At 70.7% G+C, this 16,842-nt stretch carries 7 protein-coding genes; 2 read left to right on the top strand and 5 right to left on the bottom strand.

From position 1 onward, the window contains the following. Nucleotides 1-120: 120 nt before the first annotated feature. A complete protein-coding gene (locus ACFVTR_RS07335) occupies nucleotides 121-927 on the bottom strand; it encodes a histidine phosphatase family protein (RefSeq protein WP_387036045.1) in 807 nt (268 codons plus the stop codon). Between the two features lie 125 nt (nucleotides 928-1,052). Between ACFVTR_RS07335 and ACFVTR_RS07340 the strand changes: the two genes are divergently transcribed. Then, the gene (locus ACFVTR_RS07340) at nucleotides 1,053-2,411 is read left to right on the top strand and encodes a TetR/AcrR family transcriptional regulator (RefSeq protein WP_387036047.1); all 1,359 of its coding nucleotides are present in this window, start codon (nucleotides 1,053-1,055) and stop codon (nucleotides 2,409-2,411) included. Here ACFVTR_RS07340 and recQ read toward each other — a convergent pair. Beyond that, nucleotides 2,372-4,420: a DNA helicase RecQ gene (gene recQ, locus ACFVTR_RS07345; protein WP_387036049.1), complete on the bottom strand. Its 2,049-nt coding sequence runs from the start codon at nucleotides 4,418-4,420 to the stop codon at nucleotides 2,372-2,374. The genes ACFVTR_RS07340 and recQ overlap by 40 nt on opposite strands. A gap of 111 nt (nucleotides 4,421-4,531) precedes the next feature. Beyond that, a complete protein-coding gene (locus ACFVTR_RS07350; protein ID WP_387036051.1) occupies nucleotides 4,532-9,103 on the bottom strand; it encodes an ExeM/NucH family extracellular endonuclease in 4,572 nt (1,523 codons plus the stop codon). A gap of 244 nt (nucleotides 9,104-9,347) precedes the next feature. On the opposite strand from ACFVTR_RS07350, the gene ACFVTR_RS07355 reads away from it, so the two are divergent. Further along, nucleotides 9,348-10,241 (top strand): EamA family transporter, encoded by an 894-nt coding sequence (locus tag ACFVTR_RS07355; RefSeq protein WP_387036052.1) that lies wholly within the window; start codon nucleotides 9,348-9,350, stop codon nucleotides 10,239-10,241. Nucleotides 10,242-10,307: 66 nt separating this feature from the next. Here the strand turns inward: ACFVTR_RS07355 and ACFVTR_RS07360 are convergent, their stop codons facing one another. Both ACFVTR_RS07360 and ACFVTR_RS07365 read right to left on the bottom strand, forming a co-directional pair. Further along, entirely contained in the window at nucleotides 10,308-14,012 is a 3,705-nt protein-coding gene (locus tag ACFVTR_RS07360) for an ExeM/NucH family extracellular endonuclease (protein ID WP_387036054.1), read from the bottom strand. Nucleotides 14,013-14,188: 176 nt separating this feature from the next. Beyond that, on the bottom strand, nucleotides 14,189-16,735 hold the full coding sequence (locus ACFVTR_RS07365) for a DEAD/DEAH box helicase (protein WP_387036056.1): 2,547 nt from the start codon (nucleotides 16,733-16,735) through the stop codon (nucleotides 14,189-14,191). Between the last annotated feature and the right edge of the window lie 107 nt (nucleotides 16,736-16,842).

Raw genomic sequence — 16,842 nt, forward strand, 5'->3', positions numbered from 1 at the left:
GGCACTCCTTCATGCTTCGGGCTGGGAGGCCGCCGAGGTGGCGGCACACTTCGATCATAAACCGAGCGGCATTCGGTATTGAATGCCGCTCGGTCGATTTCCAGCGGGTTCTCCGACGACTCAGTCGGAGCCGGCCTCGACGTAGCTCAGATCATTGACGGTCCGCACGGTCCACTTGCCGCCCTGGTAGACGAGTTCCGACACGGCGCCGTTCTCGATGCCCTCGACGACCTCGCTGAGGTCGGCGCCGAGCGCGTCGAGCGCTGCGATGATCGTGATGCCGCTCGAGACGACGAGCACGTCGCCGCCCTTCTTCGACTGCTTCGCCGCGATCTCCTCGAGCGCCGCGAGTGCGCGCTCGGCGACCTCGCCCGATGTCTCGGCCTTCAGACCCGAGCCCTCGTTCAGGCGCGCCATCGCGTCGAGCGCCTCGCCCATGTCGAACTCAGGGTCCTCGAAGAGCTCGCCGACGTGCGCGTAGCCGAGTTCGACGGCGATCTCGTTCCACATCTCGAGCCCGTCGCCGCCCTCGTACTTGCCGAACGAGATCTCGCGCAGGCGCTCGTCGCGCACGGCCTCGCCGCGGTAGCCCACCTCGTCGAGCGCGAGCGACACGGTCTCCCAATGCCGGACCATATCGGCCGAGTAGGCGGCCTCGAAGTCGATGCCGGCCTCGGCGAGCCCGGCGCCGAGGTGCTCGGCGACCTGGCGCCCCTCGTCGGTGAGCGGCGAGTCCGACCAACCCTGCACGCGTTCGAGCGCGTTGAGCATGGTCTCGCCGTGGCGGGTGAGGTAGATCGTGACGGGCTGGCCCTTGGGCTTCTTCGCGACGGGCTCGACGGCCTGCGCCGACATCGCGGCGAGCGAGCAGAGGGCGACGGCGACGGTGCCGGCCGCGGCGAGGCGGATGAAACGACGAGACGACATTGTCCGGTGACCTTTCGGATCGGGTTGGGGGTGCGATTGCAGGGAGCCTAATCGAAATTCGACCGCTTGGTAACAAAATCTCCTGCGACCGCGACGGTAGCCTCGAGAACGATGAGGATGACCCGATGAGCACCGCGGGATTCGGCGGCGCCGCCGCACCGACCCGGCAGGCGCGATCCGGCGAGACCCGCACGCGCATCCTCGACGCGGCGACCGCCGCATTCGTCAGCGATGGCATCGCGGCTGTGTCGCTCCGCGACGTGGCGGGCCTCGCCGGCGTCACCCATCCGGGCCTCCTCCGCCACTTCGCCTCGAAGGACGCACTGCTCGGTGCCGTCGTCGAACGTCTCGACCGCGCGAACGCCGAGTGGATCGATGAGGTCGAACTCGCGCCAGGCACCCTCGGCATGGCAGCGCTCGCCGAGCGCAACGCCCGCACGCCCGGATACCTCGAGCTGTACACGGCGCTCGCCGGTGAAGCCGCGAGCACGACTCACCCCGCCCACGAGCACCTGCGGGAGCGCTACGCGCAGGTACGCGATGCGATCACGGAGCAGCTCGCGGCGCTGCCGCTCGGCGGCGGCCTCGATCCGGTCACCGAGGCGACCCTCGTCGTCGCCGCCTGGGACGGCCTCCAGTTGCAGCAGCGCTTCGACCCCGAGCTCGATCTCGTCGCCCACCTCGAGCGGCACGAGCGGCGACTCCTCGGCGATCCGCTCCCCGTGGACGCGGGCGAACGCTCCGCGCCGGCCGAGGCCATCGCACCGACGGTGATCGTCGACGAGGAACCCGCGGGCCGGCTCGGCCGTGAGCGCCGCGCGAGCATCGTCGCGAGCGCGATCGAGCTCTTCGCCCGCGACGGCTTCCACGGCACGAGCCTGCGCGAGCTCGCCGAGCACGCCGGAATGTCGAAGTCGACGCTCCTGCACCACATCGGATCGAAGGACGAACTGCTCACCTCGGTGCTGCGCCTCCGCGACCGGCGCACGATCACGCCCGAACCGGTCGGCGCGGACACCGCGGCCGACCGCCTGTTCGCCCTCGCCGACACGGCCGACCGCACGGCCCGCGACGAGCCCGGGCTGATCGAGCTGTACGCGGTGCTCTCGTGCGAGGGGGCGACACCGGGTCATCCGGCGCACGACTACTTCGCACGCCGATTCCGAGAGAGTCGGCGCTACTTCCTGAGCCTCCTCCGTCGCATGCGCGACGAGGGCACCCTGCGCGATGATCGCGATCCCCGTCACGAATCGGCGTGGCTGCCCGCGGTGTGGGACGGACTGCAGATCCAGTGGCTGTACGACCGGTCGATCGATGTCGGAACGCACCTGCGCGAGTACTTCCGCGAGCTCGTCACGCCCGAGTTCGTGCCGGGCGCCGTGGCTCGGGACACCGACGGCGGAACCCCGAGCGACACCGGACGCGCTGACGCGCGTCGGCGGGCTCAGGCCGCCGAGACCACCGCGAGCAGCGCCTCGCCGTAGGCCTCGAGCTTCTTGGCGCCGATGCCCGTGATGCCGTCGAGCTCGCCGAGGCTCGCGGGCTTCGCGACGGCGACCGCCCGCAGGGTGGCGTCGCCGAACACGATGTAGGCGGGCACCCCCTGGTCACGCGCCTCCCCCGCGCGCCATGCGCGGAGCTGCTCGAAGAGCTCGGCCTGTGCGGGCTCGAGATCGGCCGCAGCCGGAGCCGCCTTGGCGCCGCGCGAGCGGGATGCGCGTTCGACCTCGGTGCGCAGCATCACGCTGCGCCGCCCCGAGAGCACCTCGCCTGCGGCGTCGGTGATGGTGAGCGTGCCGTACTCGCCGTGCGTCGCGAGCAGCCCCTGGGCGAGCAGCTGGCGCACGACGCCGCGCCACTGCTGATCGCTGAGATCGGCGCCGAGCCCCCAGGTCGAGAGCGAGTCATGGCCGTACTGGCGCGCGCGCGGCGTCTCTTTGCCCCGCAGGATGTCGATGAGGTGGCCGGCCCCGAACTTCTGGCGCCGCTCGCGCTGCAGTCGGACGATCGTCGACATGAACTTCTGCGCCGGCACCGTGCCGTCCCACGAGGCGGGCGGCTCGAGGCAGGTGTCGCAGTTGCCGCAGGGTTCGCTCGCCTCGCCGAAATAGGCGAGCAGGTTCTGCCTGCGGCACTGCACGGTCTCGCAGAGGGCGAGCATCGCGTCGAGGTGCGCCGACAGACGACGCCGATGCGCGAGATCGCCCGGGCTGTCGTCGATCATGCGGCGCTGCTGCACCACGTCTTGCAGGCCGTAGGCGAGCCACGCCGTCGCGGGGGCGCCGTCGCGACCCGCACGTCCCGTCTCCTGGTAATACCCCTCGACCGACTTCGGCAGGTCGACGTGGGCGACGAATCGCACGTCGGGCTTGTCGATGCCCATGCCGAAGGCGATCGTCGCCACGACGACAACCCCGTCTTCGCGGAGGAAGCGGTCTTGCGTCGAACGGCGCAGCTCGGGGTCGAGACCGGCGTGGTACGGCAGGGCGTTGACGCCGTTCGCGGCGAGGAAGGCCGCGATCTTCTCGGTGGTCGCGCGGCTCAGTGCGTACACGATGCCCGGCACCGGCTTGCCCTCGGCGTCGACGCCCTCGCTGCGCACGAAGTCGAGAAGCTGGCGGCGCACCTCGAGCTTCGGCGCGATGCGGTACTGGATGTTCGGCCGGTCGAAGCTCGAGACGAAGTGCTTCGCGCCGCCGAGCGAGAGCCGCTCGGTGATCTCGCGATGCGTCGCCTCGGTCGCGGTCGCGGTGAGGGCGATGCGCGGCACCTCGGGCCAACGCTCGGCGAGTTCGGCGAGGGCGAGGTAGTCGGGCCGGAAGTCGTGACCCCACTGCGCCACGCAGTGCGCCTCGTCGATCGCGAACAGCGACACGGTGCCGCGGGCGAGCAGTTGCTTGGCGCCCTCGGTGTTCAGACGTTCGGGGGCGATGTAGAGCAGGTCGAGCTCGCCGTCGAGGTAGGCGCGCTCGACGGCCGCGCGCTCACCCGCCTGCTGGCTCGAGTTCAGGTACGCGGCACGAACACCGTTGCGCACGAGCGCGTCGACCTGGTCGTGCATGAGCGCGATGAGCGGCGACACCACCACGCCCGTGCCCTCGCGGAGCAGGGCCGGAATCTGGTAGCAGAGGCTCTTGCCGCCACCCGTCGGCATGAGCACGACCGCATCGCCGCCGGAGGCCACCTGTTCGATGATCTCGGCCTGCTCGCCGCGGAACGCGTCGTAGCCGAAGACGGTGTGGAGCGCCTCCTGTGCGCTCGCGAAGCGGGCCGGCGCGGCGGTCGCCGCCCGCTGCAGGCCGGATGCTGCGGTGCGGGGCGGCTCGGTCGAGGAGCTCGCCACGACACGGCCCGTCGGAGTACCCCAGTCGACCGGCCCGCCCGCGTAGTCGTCGGGCGGCGGCGGCGGCCACTCGTCGTCGGGCGGCGGAGCGAGTTCGTCGAGGTTCCACGCGGCCTCTTCGGCCCGATCGGGTTCGGCGTTCCTGCTCACCCGACGAGTCTACTGAGCACCTCGGACGCCCAGCCCGGACGCCAATGGGGCGGGCGGAGAATCTCCGCCCGCCCCATTGTCAGGGAGAACTGCTCACCCCAGGGGTAGTGACTACCAGATGAGGATCGGCACCGGGATCGCCGACGAGTCGGCGAACGGCGTCGCCCCGTCGAAGCTCGCGCTCAGCACGTGCACGCCGCGCGAGAGCTTCGGCAGCTTGACGCTGAAGCGGCCCTTGTCCTTCTCGGTCACCTCGACCGTGGCGATCACGGTCGACCCGTCCGAGACGGTCAGCGTGCCGACCGGCTTCGAACCGTCCTGCGCGAAGACCTGGCCCTTGTACAGCACCGCCGAGTTCGCCTTGGCGATCAGCTTGTTCGGCAGACCGATCACGAAGGTGTCGGTCTCCTCGACCACCGGGGGCTCCTCGATCGTGATCGGAACCTCGACCGAGGTGCCGGTCGAGGCCACCGAGATCGCGAGCGACTGCGCGCCGCCGACGCCCTCGGGGATCGTGATCGTGAGGTTCGCGCGGCCGCCCTCGTCGGTGGTGGCGACGACGGTGCGGTCGACCGCTGCGGTGCCCACGGCGATGCCGCCGATCGATACCGAGACCTCGCCCGCGGCGACCTCGTTGGTGCTGAAGTCGAGCGAGCTCAGCGCGAGCTCGACCGTCTCGCCGGCCACGTAGGCGGTTCCGTTGGCCGGAGCCGGCAGCACGAGACCCACCGAGCGCTGCGCCTGGTCGGGCGTCGCGGTCTTGTTCGCCGTGAACCAGTCGACCATCGCCTCGAGGTCGACCTTGCCGGTGTCGGCACGCCCGGTGCCCTTGCCGAGGGTGAAGAAGTTGTCACCGCCCGCAGCGAGGAAGGAGTTCGCCACGACCTTGTACTCCGCCGCGGGGTCGAGCGCTTCGCCGTTCAGCGACACGCTGGTCACGTGCGACCCTGCCGCCGCGGTCGGGTCGTAGACGACCTCGAGTCCGGCGCTGACGCCGAGCTTCAGGAACGGTCGCGCTGCCGATGCGGGCTGCCACTGCTCCTCGAGCACCTGCGTGACCTGGGCGCCGGTGAGCGTCTGCACGAACAGCGTGTTCGCGAAGGGCTGCACGTTCGCCGCCTCGCGGTACGTGACGTTGCCGTCGGGGTCGGTCGCGTTCGAACTCGCGAACTTCAGGTCGGTGCGCATGCCGCCCGGGTTCATGAACGCGATGTCGGCCGTGCCGTCCTGCTGCGCGGCCCAGAGCTGCACATCCGCGACGAAGTTGCCGATCGTCGACTCGGCGCCGCGCGCCTCGACGATGATCGGGTTGCCGTTCGCGTCTTTGCCGGGCATCTGGCCGCGGTTGAAGTCGGCGGTGATGTCGCCGACCTTGACCTTGCCGAGCTCGTTGGCGGTGTTCGCGGCCGCAGCGACGATCGCGGCGACCTCGGCGTCAGCCGGGTAGAGCGGCTTGGCGGGGACCGGCGGGTTCGTCGTCGCCGTCGTCATGAGCGGCTTCAGCTCGTTGCTGATCGACAGGAGGTCGTTCGTCTTGCCGTCGACCTCGATCTTCATGAGGCCGAAGCGCTCGCCGTACTGGCCGGCCGAGACGACCGGGCGGCCGTCGACGACGTGGTTGTACGGCAGGTGGGTGTGCGCCGAGACGATGGCGTTGACGGAGGGGTCGACACCGGCGACGAGCTTGCCGAACACCGAGGCGTCGGTCGAGCTCGCGAGGTCGGCCGTCGCCGCACCCTCGTGCACGAGCAGGATCAGCACGTCGGCCTCGCCGTTGGCGGGGTCGCCGTCGGTGAGGTTCGCGGCCTGGGCGTTGACCGAGGCGACGATCGGACGGACGTCGAGCTCAGCGATGCCCGCCGGGCTGACGAGCGAGGTCAGCTCCTCGGTGACGGCTCCGATGAAGCCCACCGTGACGCCCTCGAAGGACTTCGTGTAGTACGGCGCGAGCGCCGTCTCGTCGGTGCCCTTGAGGAAGACGTTCGAGCTGATGTACTCGAAGTCGGCCTCGTTCTGCACGCGGTCGCGCAGGTCGGCCCAGCCCTGGTCGAACTCGTGGTTGCCGGCGGCGCTCACGTCGAGTCCGGCCGCGTTGAGCGCGGCGATCGTCGGCGAGTCCTTCTGGATGAAGGAGGTGAACGTCGAGGCGCCGATGAGGTCGCCCGCAGCGGCGAAGACCGTGTTCGGGTTCTCGGCGCGGACGGCGTCGGCGGCACCCGCGAGCACCGCGGCGCCGGCGGCCGGGGCCGCCTGCTCGAGGCGACCGTGGAAGTCGTTGATCGTCATCACGCTGATGTCGACGACGTCGGTGAGCTTCGAGCTGTCGAGACCGATGACCTGCGGGTCGTGGTCGCTCGAGCGGAACACCGAGCCGTCGTCGGGCGAGCCGTTCTCGTACTGGCGGTCGCTCCACTCGGGCGAGTTGATCGCCCAGCGGCCGATGCCCGTGACGCCCTGCACGGCTGCGGCGTTGCCGAGCGCGTGATCGAGCGAGCCGAGTTCACCGTCGAAGGTGTAGGTGTACTGGTCGTCGGTGCGGTCGGGCAGCAGGTCGCTGTACCCGGCGTCGGTGAGCACCTGGATCGGGTCCTCCTCGGAGTACGAGTTGAAGTCGCCGAGGAGGAAGACCTCGCCCGCTTCGGCCGCGAGCGAGTCCGCGAGCGTCAGGAGCGAATTGGCCTGCGCGACGCGGTCGGCGTTGAAGAAGCCCTGGCCGTCGGCCGGCTGCGTGCCCGTGCCGCTCTTCGACTTGAAGTGGTTCGCGACCACTGAGAAGTCGTTGCCGTTCGGCAGCTCGAAGACCTGCGCGATCGGCTCGCGCGCGTTGCCCCAGACGCTCTCGTCGACCACTGTCTGCGCGTCGCCCTTCGGGGTGACGGCAGCCTTCTGGTAGATGATCGCACTCTGGATGACATCGGTCGTCGCCGCCGTCAGTGCGGCGGGCGTCGGGATGTACGCCCAGATGTCGGAGCCCTCGGCCTCGTTGAGCGCCGCGACGAGCGACGCGGTCGCCTCGTCGCGGGCCTCGCCCAGCTTGAAGGAGTTCTCGATCTCCTGGAGCGCGACGACCTCGGCGTCGAGCGAGGTGATCGCGTTGACGATCTTCTTCTCCTGGAGGGCGAACTCCGCGGGCGTGGCAGCACCGCGCGCGGCGGCGTTCTCGCTCTGGAGCGTCGTGAAGTAGTTCAGCACGTTGAAGACGCCGACCTGCAGGTCGCCGCCGACGACCGGCGCCGTCTCAGGGCGCGGGTTGAGCGTCTCGAAGGTCGGCTTGACCGAGGCCGGGCTCGCGCTGTCGATCGGCGTCGAGGGCTGCAGGCGCCAGGCGTTGAACCCGTAGCTCAGCACGTACGGCGTCTCGGGCAGGATGACGCGATCGCCGTTGCGGACGATCACGTCCTTCGTGAGGTACGGCTGCTCGGCGGGGTGCGCGGCGGAGGTGACCGCACTGCCCCAGCCGTCGTCGAGGATCAGCAGGCGGTCGCGGTTGGCGGCGGCCTGCGCGTTCGCGCTGTCGCCGGCGTCGAGCTGCTCGGTGCTCTTGACCGGCAGGGTGTCGCCCGCGGCCATCCACAGCGAACCGAAGTTGTACGCCTCGTGCGTGCTCGAGAGGAGGTACGAGCCGGTCGGCGCGACGAGCATGCTCTCGAGCGGCTCGCGGGCCGAGCCGACGGTCGATGCGGGAAGCTCGACCGCGTCGGGGAGCCCGACCGCGGCCGTCACGACCTTGGCGCCGCCGGCGCTCGTCGTGAGCTGGGTGAGGCCGAAGTACTCGCTCACGGTGCCGGTCACGCGCACGAGGTCGCCGATCGAGCCGACGGCGGGCATCTGGAAGACGAAGATCCCGTCGGAGACGCCGGGCGTGGTGTCGGCGCCGGGGGTCTGGATCGTCACGCCGTTGTAGCCGCCCGTGCGGTGGTCGGCGGTGATGACGCCCTCGACCGTGACGGTCTTGCCGACGAGCGGGCTCGCCGCACCGTCGCCCTGGACCTCGGCGATCGACGCGGTCTCGGGGTCGGGCTCGGGGTCGACCGGCCCGGCGCCCGAGTTCGTCGGGGTCGGAGTCGAGCTGAAGCTGAAGTCCTTCGAGTTGTCGTCGGTGTCGGCGCCGCCCGTGCGCGAGATGCTGCCGGGCACGGTGTTCGCGTTCGGGTGCGCAGCCGCCGCGCCCTCGAAGTTCGACGAGGTGCCGTAGCCGACGTAGTCGATCACGTTGGCGGCGCCGATGATGGAGCCGGTGCCGGGATTGAGTGCCGTCGTCACGTTCGCGAGGAAGAGCGAACCGCCGGTGCCGCTGATCGCGACCGCCTCGGAGGCGTCGGGGGTCGGAAGCGCCGCTCCGATCGAGCCGTTGCTGTTCAGGGCGACGAGGTAGTTGCCCTTCGCGGGGATCGACCCGCCCAGTTCGACCACGCCCGTCGCCGGGGCGGTGCTCGCGGCCGAGCGGTACTGGACCGACCAACCCTCGAGCGAGACCGCCGAGTCGGTGGGGTTGTACAGCTCGACGAACTTGTGGGTGTACGGCTGGTTGGCGCTGCCGCCCCGCGCGTAGATCTCGCTGATCACCACGCCCGAGCCGTCGACCGCGGCGAACGCGGGCGCGGCGCCGAGCGTGCCGGCGACGAGCGCGCCCGCGGCGGCGGCGGCCACCCCGAGCAGGCTGCTTCTTGTGCGACGTTGCATGACTCTCCTCATCGAACGACCACCTTGCCGCCTCGCGATCGCGCCGAGCGCGCGCCCGGGCGGCAGGACGAATGTTCCGTAGCCTATGGCCGCCCTGTGACACTGCCAAGGGGTTTCCATCGCCCGCTCGCCCTGATTTCACGCGGAATTCACGCGTCTTGCTCAGATGAGCACGAGCCGCCCGCAGGCCCGCGCGAACGAGCGTGATCCACGCTCCGCCTGCACCGGATACGCTGTTCCGACCATGCTGACCGCCGTGCTCTCGCTCACCGGGGCATTCGTGTTCGGTGCGGCCGACTTCCTCGGCGGGCTCGCGGCCAAGCGCATCGGCGCCGTCCTCTCGACCGCCGTCGCCGCGCTCGCGGGCGTCGCCGCCCTCACCGTGCTCACCCCGCTCGTCGGCGGCGTCTGGAGCCCGGCCGATCTCTGGTGGGGCGCCGCAGCCGGGGCGGTCGGGGCGATCGCGATCGGCCTGCTCTACGCCTGCCTCGCGATCGGCCCGATGTCGATCCTCTCACCCCTCACCGCCGTGGTCTCGGCGATCGTGCCGATGGTGTGGGGCCTCGCGAGAGGCGACGTGCTCGGCCCGCTCGCGCCGTGGGCGCTCGGACTCGCCCTCGTCGCCGTCGTGCTCGTCGGTTTCGTGCCCGAGAAGGGCGCGGTGCGCCCGAGCCTGGCCGGCATCGCGATGGGCATCGGCTCGGGCACCGCGATCGGCGCGTTCTTCATCATCATCGACCAGACCTCCGACGAGAGCGGGCTGGCGCCGCTGCTCGTGAACTCCGTCGTCACCGCCGTCGTCATGTTCGCGGTCGCCGGCGGGCTCGCGTTGCGTGCCCGTTCGAAGCGCGAGCGGATGCCGCGGGCCGACGCCGAACCGGTCGACGCCGCCGCACGGGGCCGCGCCCGTGGCATCCGGCTCGCCCTCGCCGGCGGCGTCGTGAACGCGGCAGCGAACACGCTGCTCCTCCTCGGCATCCGCGCCGGCGACCTCGCCGTCGCGGCCGTGCTCGGGGCGATGTACCCGGCGGGCACGATCCTGCTCGCGGCGATCGTGCTGAAGGAGCGGATCGCGCCCGTGCAGTGGGCCGGGCTCGTGCTCGCCCTCGCTGCGGCGGCGATGCTCGCACTCTCATGACCTCGTGCATCGGCACCGGACGCCACGACGGCACCGGGCTCGCGCCCGGGGCCGTCGTGGTCGGGGTCAGCCGATGTTCAGCGTGAACGAGCTCGTCGTCCCCGTGCTCGGAACGACCACGGCGAACCGCTGCACGCCCGAGAGCCCCGCGGGAACCTGGAACTCGACCGTCGCCTTGCCGATCTCGTCGACCGTCGGCGTGTAGGCCCGGTCGACCGGCGAGGTGTCGAGCACGGTGGCGCCGTGCCGGACCTCGACGGTGCCCGCGGCCGTCTCGGTGCGGCTGAAGTCGAGCGACGACAGGTTCACCGTCACCGTCTCGCCGGGCGCGTAGGTGCCATCTCCGACGACCGCCACGCCGACCGCGCGCTGCGCCGTGTCGGGCGTGATCGTCTTGGCCGGGGCCGCGGCGAAGTAGTCGACCATCGCGGCGAGGTCGATCTTGCCGCTGTCGGCCTTCTCCGTGCCCAGCGTGAGGGCGGTGAAGTTGTCGCCGCCCGCCGCGAGGAACGCGTTCGCCCCAATCGTGTACGTTGCGCCCAGGTCGATCGGCTGCCCACCGAGGAACATCTCGGTGATGCGGTTGCCCGGCGTTCCCAGCGGGTTGTAGGTGTAGGTGAACTCCTTGTTGACGCCGAGCTTCAGGAACGGACGCGAGGCGCCCGCGGGCTGCCACTGCTGCTCGAGCACCTGCTTCACCTCGGAGCCCTTGAGCTTGAGGGTCACCAGGGTGTTCGCGAACGGCTGCACGTCGGCGGCCTCGCGGTAGGTCACCGATCCGCTCGCCAGGTCGGCCCGCAGTCCGCCGGGGTTCATGAACGCGATCTGCACCCCGCGCGGCTGGTCGGAGTTGAGCGACCAGAGCTGCACGTCGGCCACGAGGTTGCCGAGCGTCGACTCGCCGCCACGGTTCTCGGGGAACGACGGCGCACCGACGGGGTTCGCCGCCACAGCACGACCGAAGTCGGCGGTCGCGGTGCCGAGCTCGACGCTGCCGAGCTCGTTGGCCACCGCCACGGCCTCGTCGACGATCGGCTTGACGGCCGGGTCGTCGGCGTAGAGCGCCGTGGTGCCGTCCATGAGGGCGCGGATCTCGTTCTTCATCGTGAACGACTTCGACTTCTTGTCGTACGTGATGTCCATGACCGAGAAGCGTTCGCCGTACTGCCCGCTCGAGATCACCGGTCGCCCGTCGATCACGTGGTTGTAGGCGAGGTGGGTGTGACCCGAGACGATCGCGTCGACGTTGTCGTTCGCGCCGAGCACGATCTTGCCGAAGCGCGAGGCGGGGTCGGTCGCGGACGCGAGCGACGTGGTCGCGGCGCCCTCGTGCACGAGCAGCACCACGATGTCGGCCTCGCCGTTCCCCTGCTTGCCGTCGCTGAGCTGGTCGGCGACGCGGTTGACCGCGGTGGTCGGCTCCTCGATGACGAGGCCCTCGATGCCCGCGGGGCTCACGAGCGACGGGAGCTCGTCCGTCACCGCGCCGATGAAGCCGATCGTCACACCCTGGTAGGTCTGGGTGTAGTACTCGGGCAGCGCGGCGGAGCCGTCGGCGTTGCGCACATTGGCGCCCAGGTACTCCCAGAGCGCGAGCGGCATCACCCGGTCGGTGAGGTCGGCGAAGCCCTGGTCGAACTCGTGGTTGCCGACGGCGCTCACGTCGAGGCCCGCGGCGTTCAGCGCCTCGATCGTCGGCGTGTCCTGCTGGATGAAGGACGTGAACGTCGACGCGCCGATCATGTCGCCTGCGGCGGCGAAGATCGTGTTCGGGTTGCCCGCGCGGATCTGCTTGACCGCGGTCGAGAGCGCGGCGATGCCGCCGGACGGCGTGGCCTGCTCGATGCGCCCGTGGAAGTCGTTCACCGTGACGAGGTCGATGTCGACGGTGCCGGGCAGCTGCTGGGTGCCGACGCCCACGACGATCGGGTCGTGATCGCTCGAGCGGTAGGGCGTGCCCGCCTCGGCGGCCGTGCCCCAGTACTCGCGCTGCGACCACTCGGGCGAGTTGATCGTCCAGACCCCGGCGCCGGTGACCCGGTCGGCGGCCGCGGGCGACGCGATCACGTGGTCGAGCGAGCCGAGCTCGCCGTCGAACGTGTACGTGTACTGCCCGCGCGCCGAGGTGAAGAGCAGGTCGCTCCAGCCGGCGTCGGTGAAGACCTTGATCGGGGCCTCCTTGGCGTACGAGTTGAAGTCGCCGACGAGGTACACCGCGTTCTTGCGGCCCTCCGAGAGCGTGTTCGCGAACGCCAGGAGCGACTCCGCCTGCTCGACGCGCTCGCCGTTGTACGGGTCCTGTCCGGTCTCGGGCGTCGGGTCGGCCGGGTTGTTCGACTTCGACTTGAAGTGGTTCGCGACGACCGTCACGAACGACTTGCCGTACTTGAACGTCTGCGCGATCGGCTCGCGCGCGATGTCCCACACGGTCTCGTCGACGACCGTCTTGGCCTCGCCCGACGGCTTCACGACGTCGCGCTTGTAGATGATCGCGTTCGTGATGACGTCGGTGATCGCCGCATCCTTCAGCGCGTCGGGGGTGCGCACGTAGTCCCACACCCGCGAGCCCGCGGCGGCGTTCAGGCCGGCCACCAGGTCGGCGAGCGCCTCGTCGGCCTTCTCGCCGAGCTTGACCGAGTTCTCGATCTCCTGGAGGGCGACGACGTCGGCGTCGAGGCCGTTGATGGCCGTGACGATCTTCGACTTCTGGATCGCGAACTCCGCAGCCGTCGTGGCGCCGCGCGCGTCGGGGTTCTGCGTCGTGAGGGTCGTGAAGTAGTTGAGCACGTTGAACGCGGCGACCGTGATGTCGCCGCCGACGACCGGCGCCGTGGCCGGGCGCGCGTTGCCCGCGGTGAACGTCGGCTTGGACGCCGCCGGGCTCGCGTCGTTCAGCGGTGTGGGCGGTTGCACGCGCCACTGGTTGAACTCGAAGCTCAGCACGCCGCCGCCGGCCGGGAAGTTCACGGCGTCGCCGTTGCGCACGACCGTGTTCTTCGTGAGGTACGGCTGGTCCCCGGGGTGCGCCGCGTTGTCGACGCGGATGCTGTAGCCGTCGTCGAGGAGGAGCCGCGCATTGTTGTTCGCCGTGGTGACGCCGTTGGCCGTCGTCGAGCCCGGCGCGCCGGTCTCGAACGCCTCGACCGGCATGGCGCTGCCGGCGCTCGTCCAGATCTCGCCGAAGTTCTGCGCGTTGTGCGTGGAGACCAGTCGGTACGTGCCCGTCGGTCGTACGAGCATGCCCTCGAACGCCTCGCGCGAGCTGCCGAGCACGGTCGCGGCCAGTGAGGTCGGGGCCGGCGAGCCGACTCCGACCTGAACGACCTCGAAGGAGGCCCCCGCGCCCGAGGCGTTGATCCGGGTGACCGTTCCCTGTTCCTGCACGAGCCCGCTCACGCGCACCAGATCGCCGATCGTGAAGGCGGGCGTGGAGGCGGCGCCGACCGACACGAAGATGCCGTCGGATGCGCCGGGCGTGGTGTCGGGACCGGGGGTCTGGAGATAGAAGCCGGCGTAGCCGCCGACGCGGTGATCCGCCGTCACGACGCCCTCGACGGTCACGGTCGTGTTGACGACCGGCGATGCCGAGCCGGTGCCCTGCACCTGCGCGATGGTGTGGGTGACGGGGACGGCGTGCGCCGGTACGGCGCCCAGAAGCGACAGGCCGACGGCCGACGCCGTGGCGAGTGCGGCGACCGCGAGGGCACGACGGGGCGCCCTCCGGACGGCATCGGCGCGAGCGGGTTCTGCGCCGGGGGAACGTTGCTTCATTGCATGATCTCCTCTGCATGACGATGCCGGAGTTCGCGATGCTCGCTCCGGCGTTCGCGTTCGCCGCCTTCGGGTATCGGGCAGACGATGTGAGCAGCATAGGCTCGCGTCGCCGACAGCGGAAGGGGCTGGCGCCGACTCCGCGCCCCCCGAACGGCCGCCGGCTCGCCGCGCGACTACAGCCGCACGACCTCCGTCACGCGGACGACCGCCGCCCCCTCCTCGGCCGAACCCTCGAGGTCGACCTCGGCGCGGATGCGCCAGTCGTGGTCGCCCGCCGGGTCGTCGATCGTCTGCTCGACGCGCCAGATCCCGCTCGAGGCATCCGACTCGTCGATCGCGACCATCCGCGGCGAGCGCGCCGCGGGCCCTGTGCCGATCTCGTCGTGCTCGTCGTAGTAGCGGTCGAGCGCGCTCGGCCAGTCGACCTCGGGGTCGAGCTCGGCGAGCTCGTCGTCACGCTCGAGCGCGGCGAGCTGCACGCGGCGGAACAGCTCGTTGCGCACGAGCACGGTGAACGCGCGGCGGTTCGTGACGACCGACGGCGGCGCGGGCGGCACGACGGCCTGCTCGTCCTCGGGCAGGTGGGCGGACGGGTCGATGAGCTCGGCCCACTCGTCGACGAGGCTCGAGTCGACCTGGCGCACGAGCTCGCCGAGCCACTCGATGACGTCGAGCAGCTCCTCGTCCTTCGCGTCGTCGGGCACCGTCTGGCGGATCGCGCGGAACGCGTCGGAGAGGTAGCGCAGCACGAGGCCCTCGCTGCGTGCGAGCTGGTAGTGCGAGACGTATTCTCCGAACGACATGCTGCGTTCGAACATGTCGCGCACGACCGACTTCGGCGAGAGCGCGAAGTCGCGCACCCACGGCTGGCTCGACGCGAAGGTCTCGAACGCCTGGTGCAGCAGCTCGTCGAGCGGCTTCGGCCAGGTGACGTCCTCGAGGGCCTCCATGCGCTGCTCGTACTCGACGCCGTCCTGCTTCATCGCGGCGACGGCCTCGCCGCGGGCCTTGTACTGCTGCTGCGAGAGGATCGGCCGCGGGTCGTCGAGGGTCGACTCGATGACCGAGACGACGTCGAGCGCGTAGTGGCCGGTCGCGATGCCGGTGCCGGGCGCCGCGTCGGGGTCGAGCAGTTCGATCGCGGCGAGCGCGAACGGCGAGAGCGGCTGGTTGAGGGCGAAGTTCGGCTGGAGGTCGACGGTGAGGTGCAGCTCGACGCCCAGCGGGTGCGCCGCGGCATCCGCGGTCGGGGCGATCACGACGACCTCCGCGTCGCGGAGGGTGCGCAGGATCTCGAGCGCCCTCCGGGCGAGCTCGAAGCGTCGCGCCCGCGACTCGTGGTTGTCGAACACGAGGGCGCGGATGTCTCCGACGACGTCGCCGCCTCGCGCGATCACGTTGATGAGCATCGCCGCGGTGAGCTGCAGGTGCGGCGTGAGCGCCTCGGGCTGGGCGGCGATGAGCCGGTCGAACGAGACCTCGCTCCACGTGACGAAGCCGGCGGGCGCCTTCTTTCGCACGACCTTCTTGAGCTTCTTCGGGTCGTCGCCGGCCTTGCGCACGGCCGTCTCGTTCTCGATCTCGTGTTCGGGCGCGAGCACGACCACGGTGCCGGCGGTGTCGTACCCGGCGCGGCCGGCCCGCCCCGCGATCTGGTGGAACTCGCGGGCGCTGAGCTGCCGCATCCGCTGCCCGTCGAACTTCGAGAGCGCCGTGATGAGCACCGAGCGGATGGGCACGTTGATGCCGACGCCCAGGGTGTCGGTGCCGCAGATGACCCGGAGCAGCCCGCGCTGGGCGAGGGTCTCGACGAGCCGGCGGTAGCGCGGGAGCATCCCGGCGTGGTGCACGCCGATGCCCGCCCGGACCAGGCGCGACAGGGTCTTGCCGAACGCCGTCGTGAAGCGGAACCCGCCGATCGCCTCGGCGATCTCGTCGCGCTGCTCGCGCGTGACGACGCGGATCGAGGAGAGCGCCTGCGCGCGCTCCATCGCCGCCGCCTGCGAGAAGTGCACGATGTAGACGGGCGCCTGCCGGGTCTCGAGCAACTCCTCCACGGTCTCCTGCACCGGCGTCTTCGCGTACGAGAAGTGCAGCGGCACCGGCCGCTCGACGCCCGTGACCTGCGCCGTCGGCCGGCCCGTGCGACGGGCGAGGTCGTCGGCGATCGCGTCGACGTCGCCCAGGGTCGCCGACATCAGGACGAACTGCACCCGCGGCAGCGTGATGAGCGGCACCTGCCAGGCCCAGCCGCGGTCGGAGTCGCCGTAGAAGTGGAACTCGTCCATCACGACCTGGTCGACCTCGGCGTCGGCGCCGTGCCGCAGCGCGAGGTTCGCGAGGATCTCGGCCGTGCAGCAGATGATCGGCGCATCGGAGTTCACCGAGCTGTCGCCCGTGACCATGCCCACGTTCTGCGCGCCGAAGACCTCGACGAGCTGGAAGAACTTCTCGCTCACGAGCGCCTTGATGGGCGCCGTGTAGTACGAGCGACCGCCGCGCGCGACGCACGTCGCGTGCGCGGCGACCGCGACGAGCGACTTGCCGGTGCCCGTCGGCGTCGAGAGGATGACGTTCGCCCCCGCGACGATCTCCATGACCGCCTCGTCCTGCGCGGGGTAGAGCGCGAAGCCCCGGTCGTCGGCCCACTCGACGAAGGCGTCGTACATCGCATCGGCGTCGTACGGGCGCGGGGCACGGTCGAGGAGGGGCTGGGTCATCCGTCGAGTCTGTCACGCGCCGCCGATCCCCCTCGTCAGCGCCGCGAACATCGGAGGTATCAACGGATATTCTGGATCCAATCCTTGACGATATCGCCAATTGCGGT

This window comes from Agromyces sp. NPDC058126, assembly GCF_042884595.1.
In the GTDB taxonomy this organism is placed as follows: Bacteria; Actinomycetota; Actinomycetes; order Actinomycetales; family Microbacteriaceae; genus Agromyces.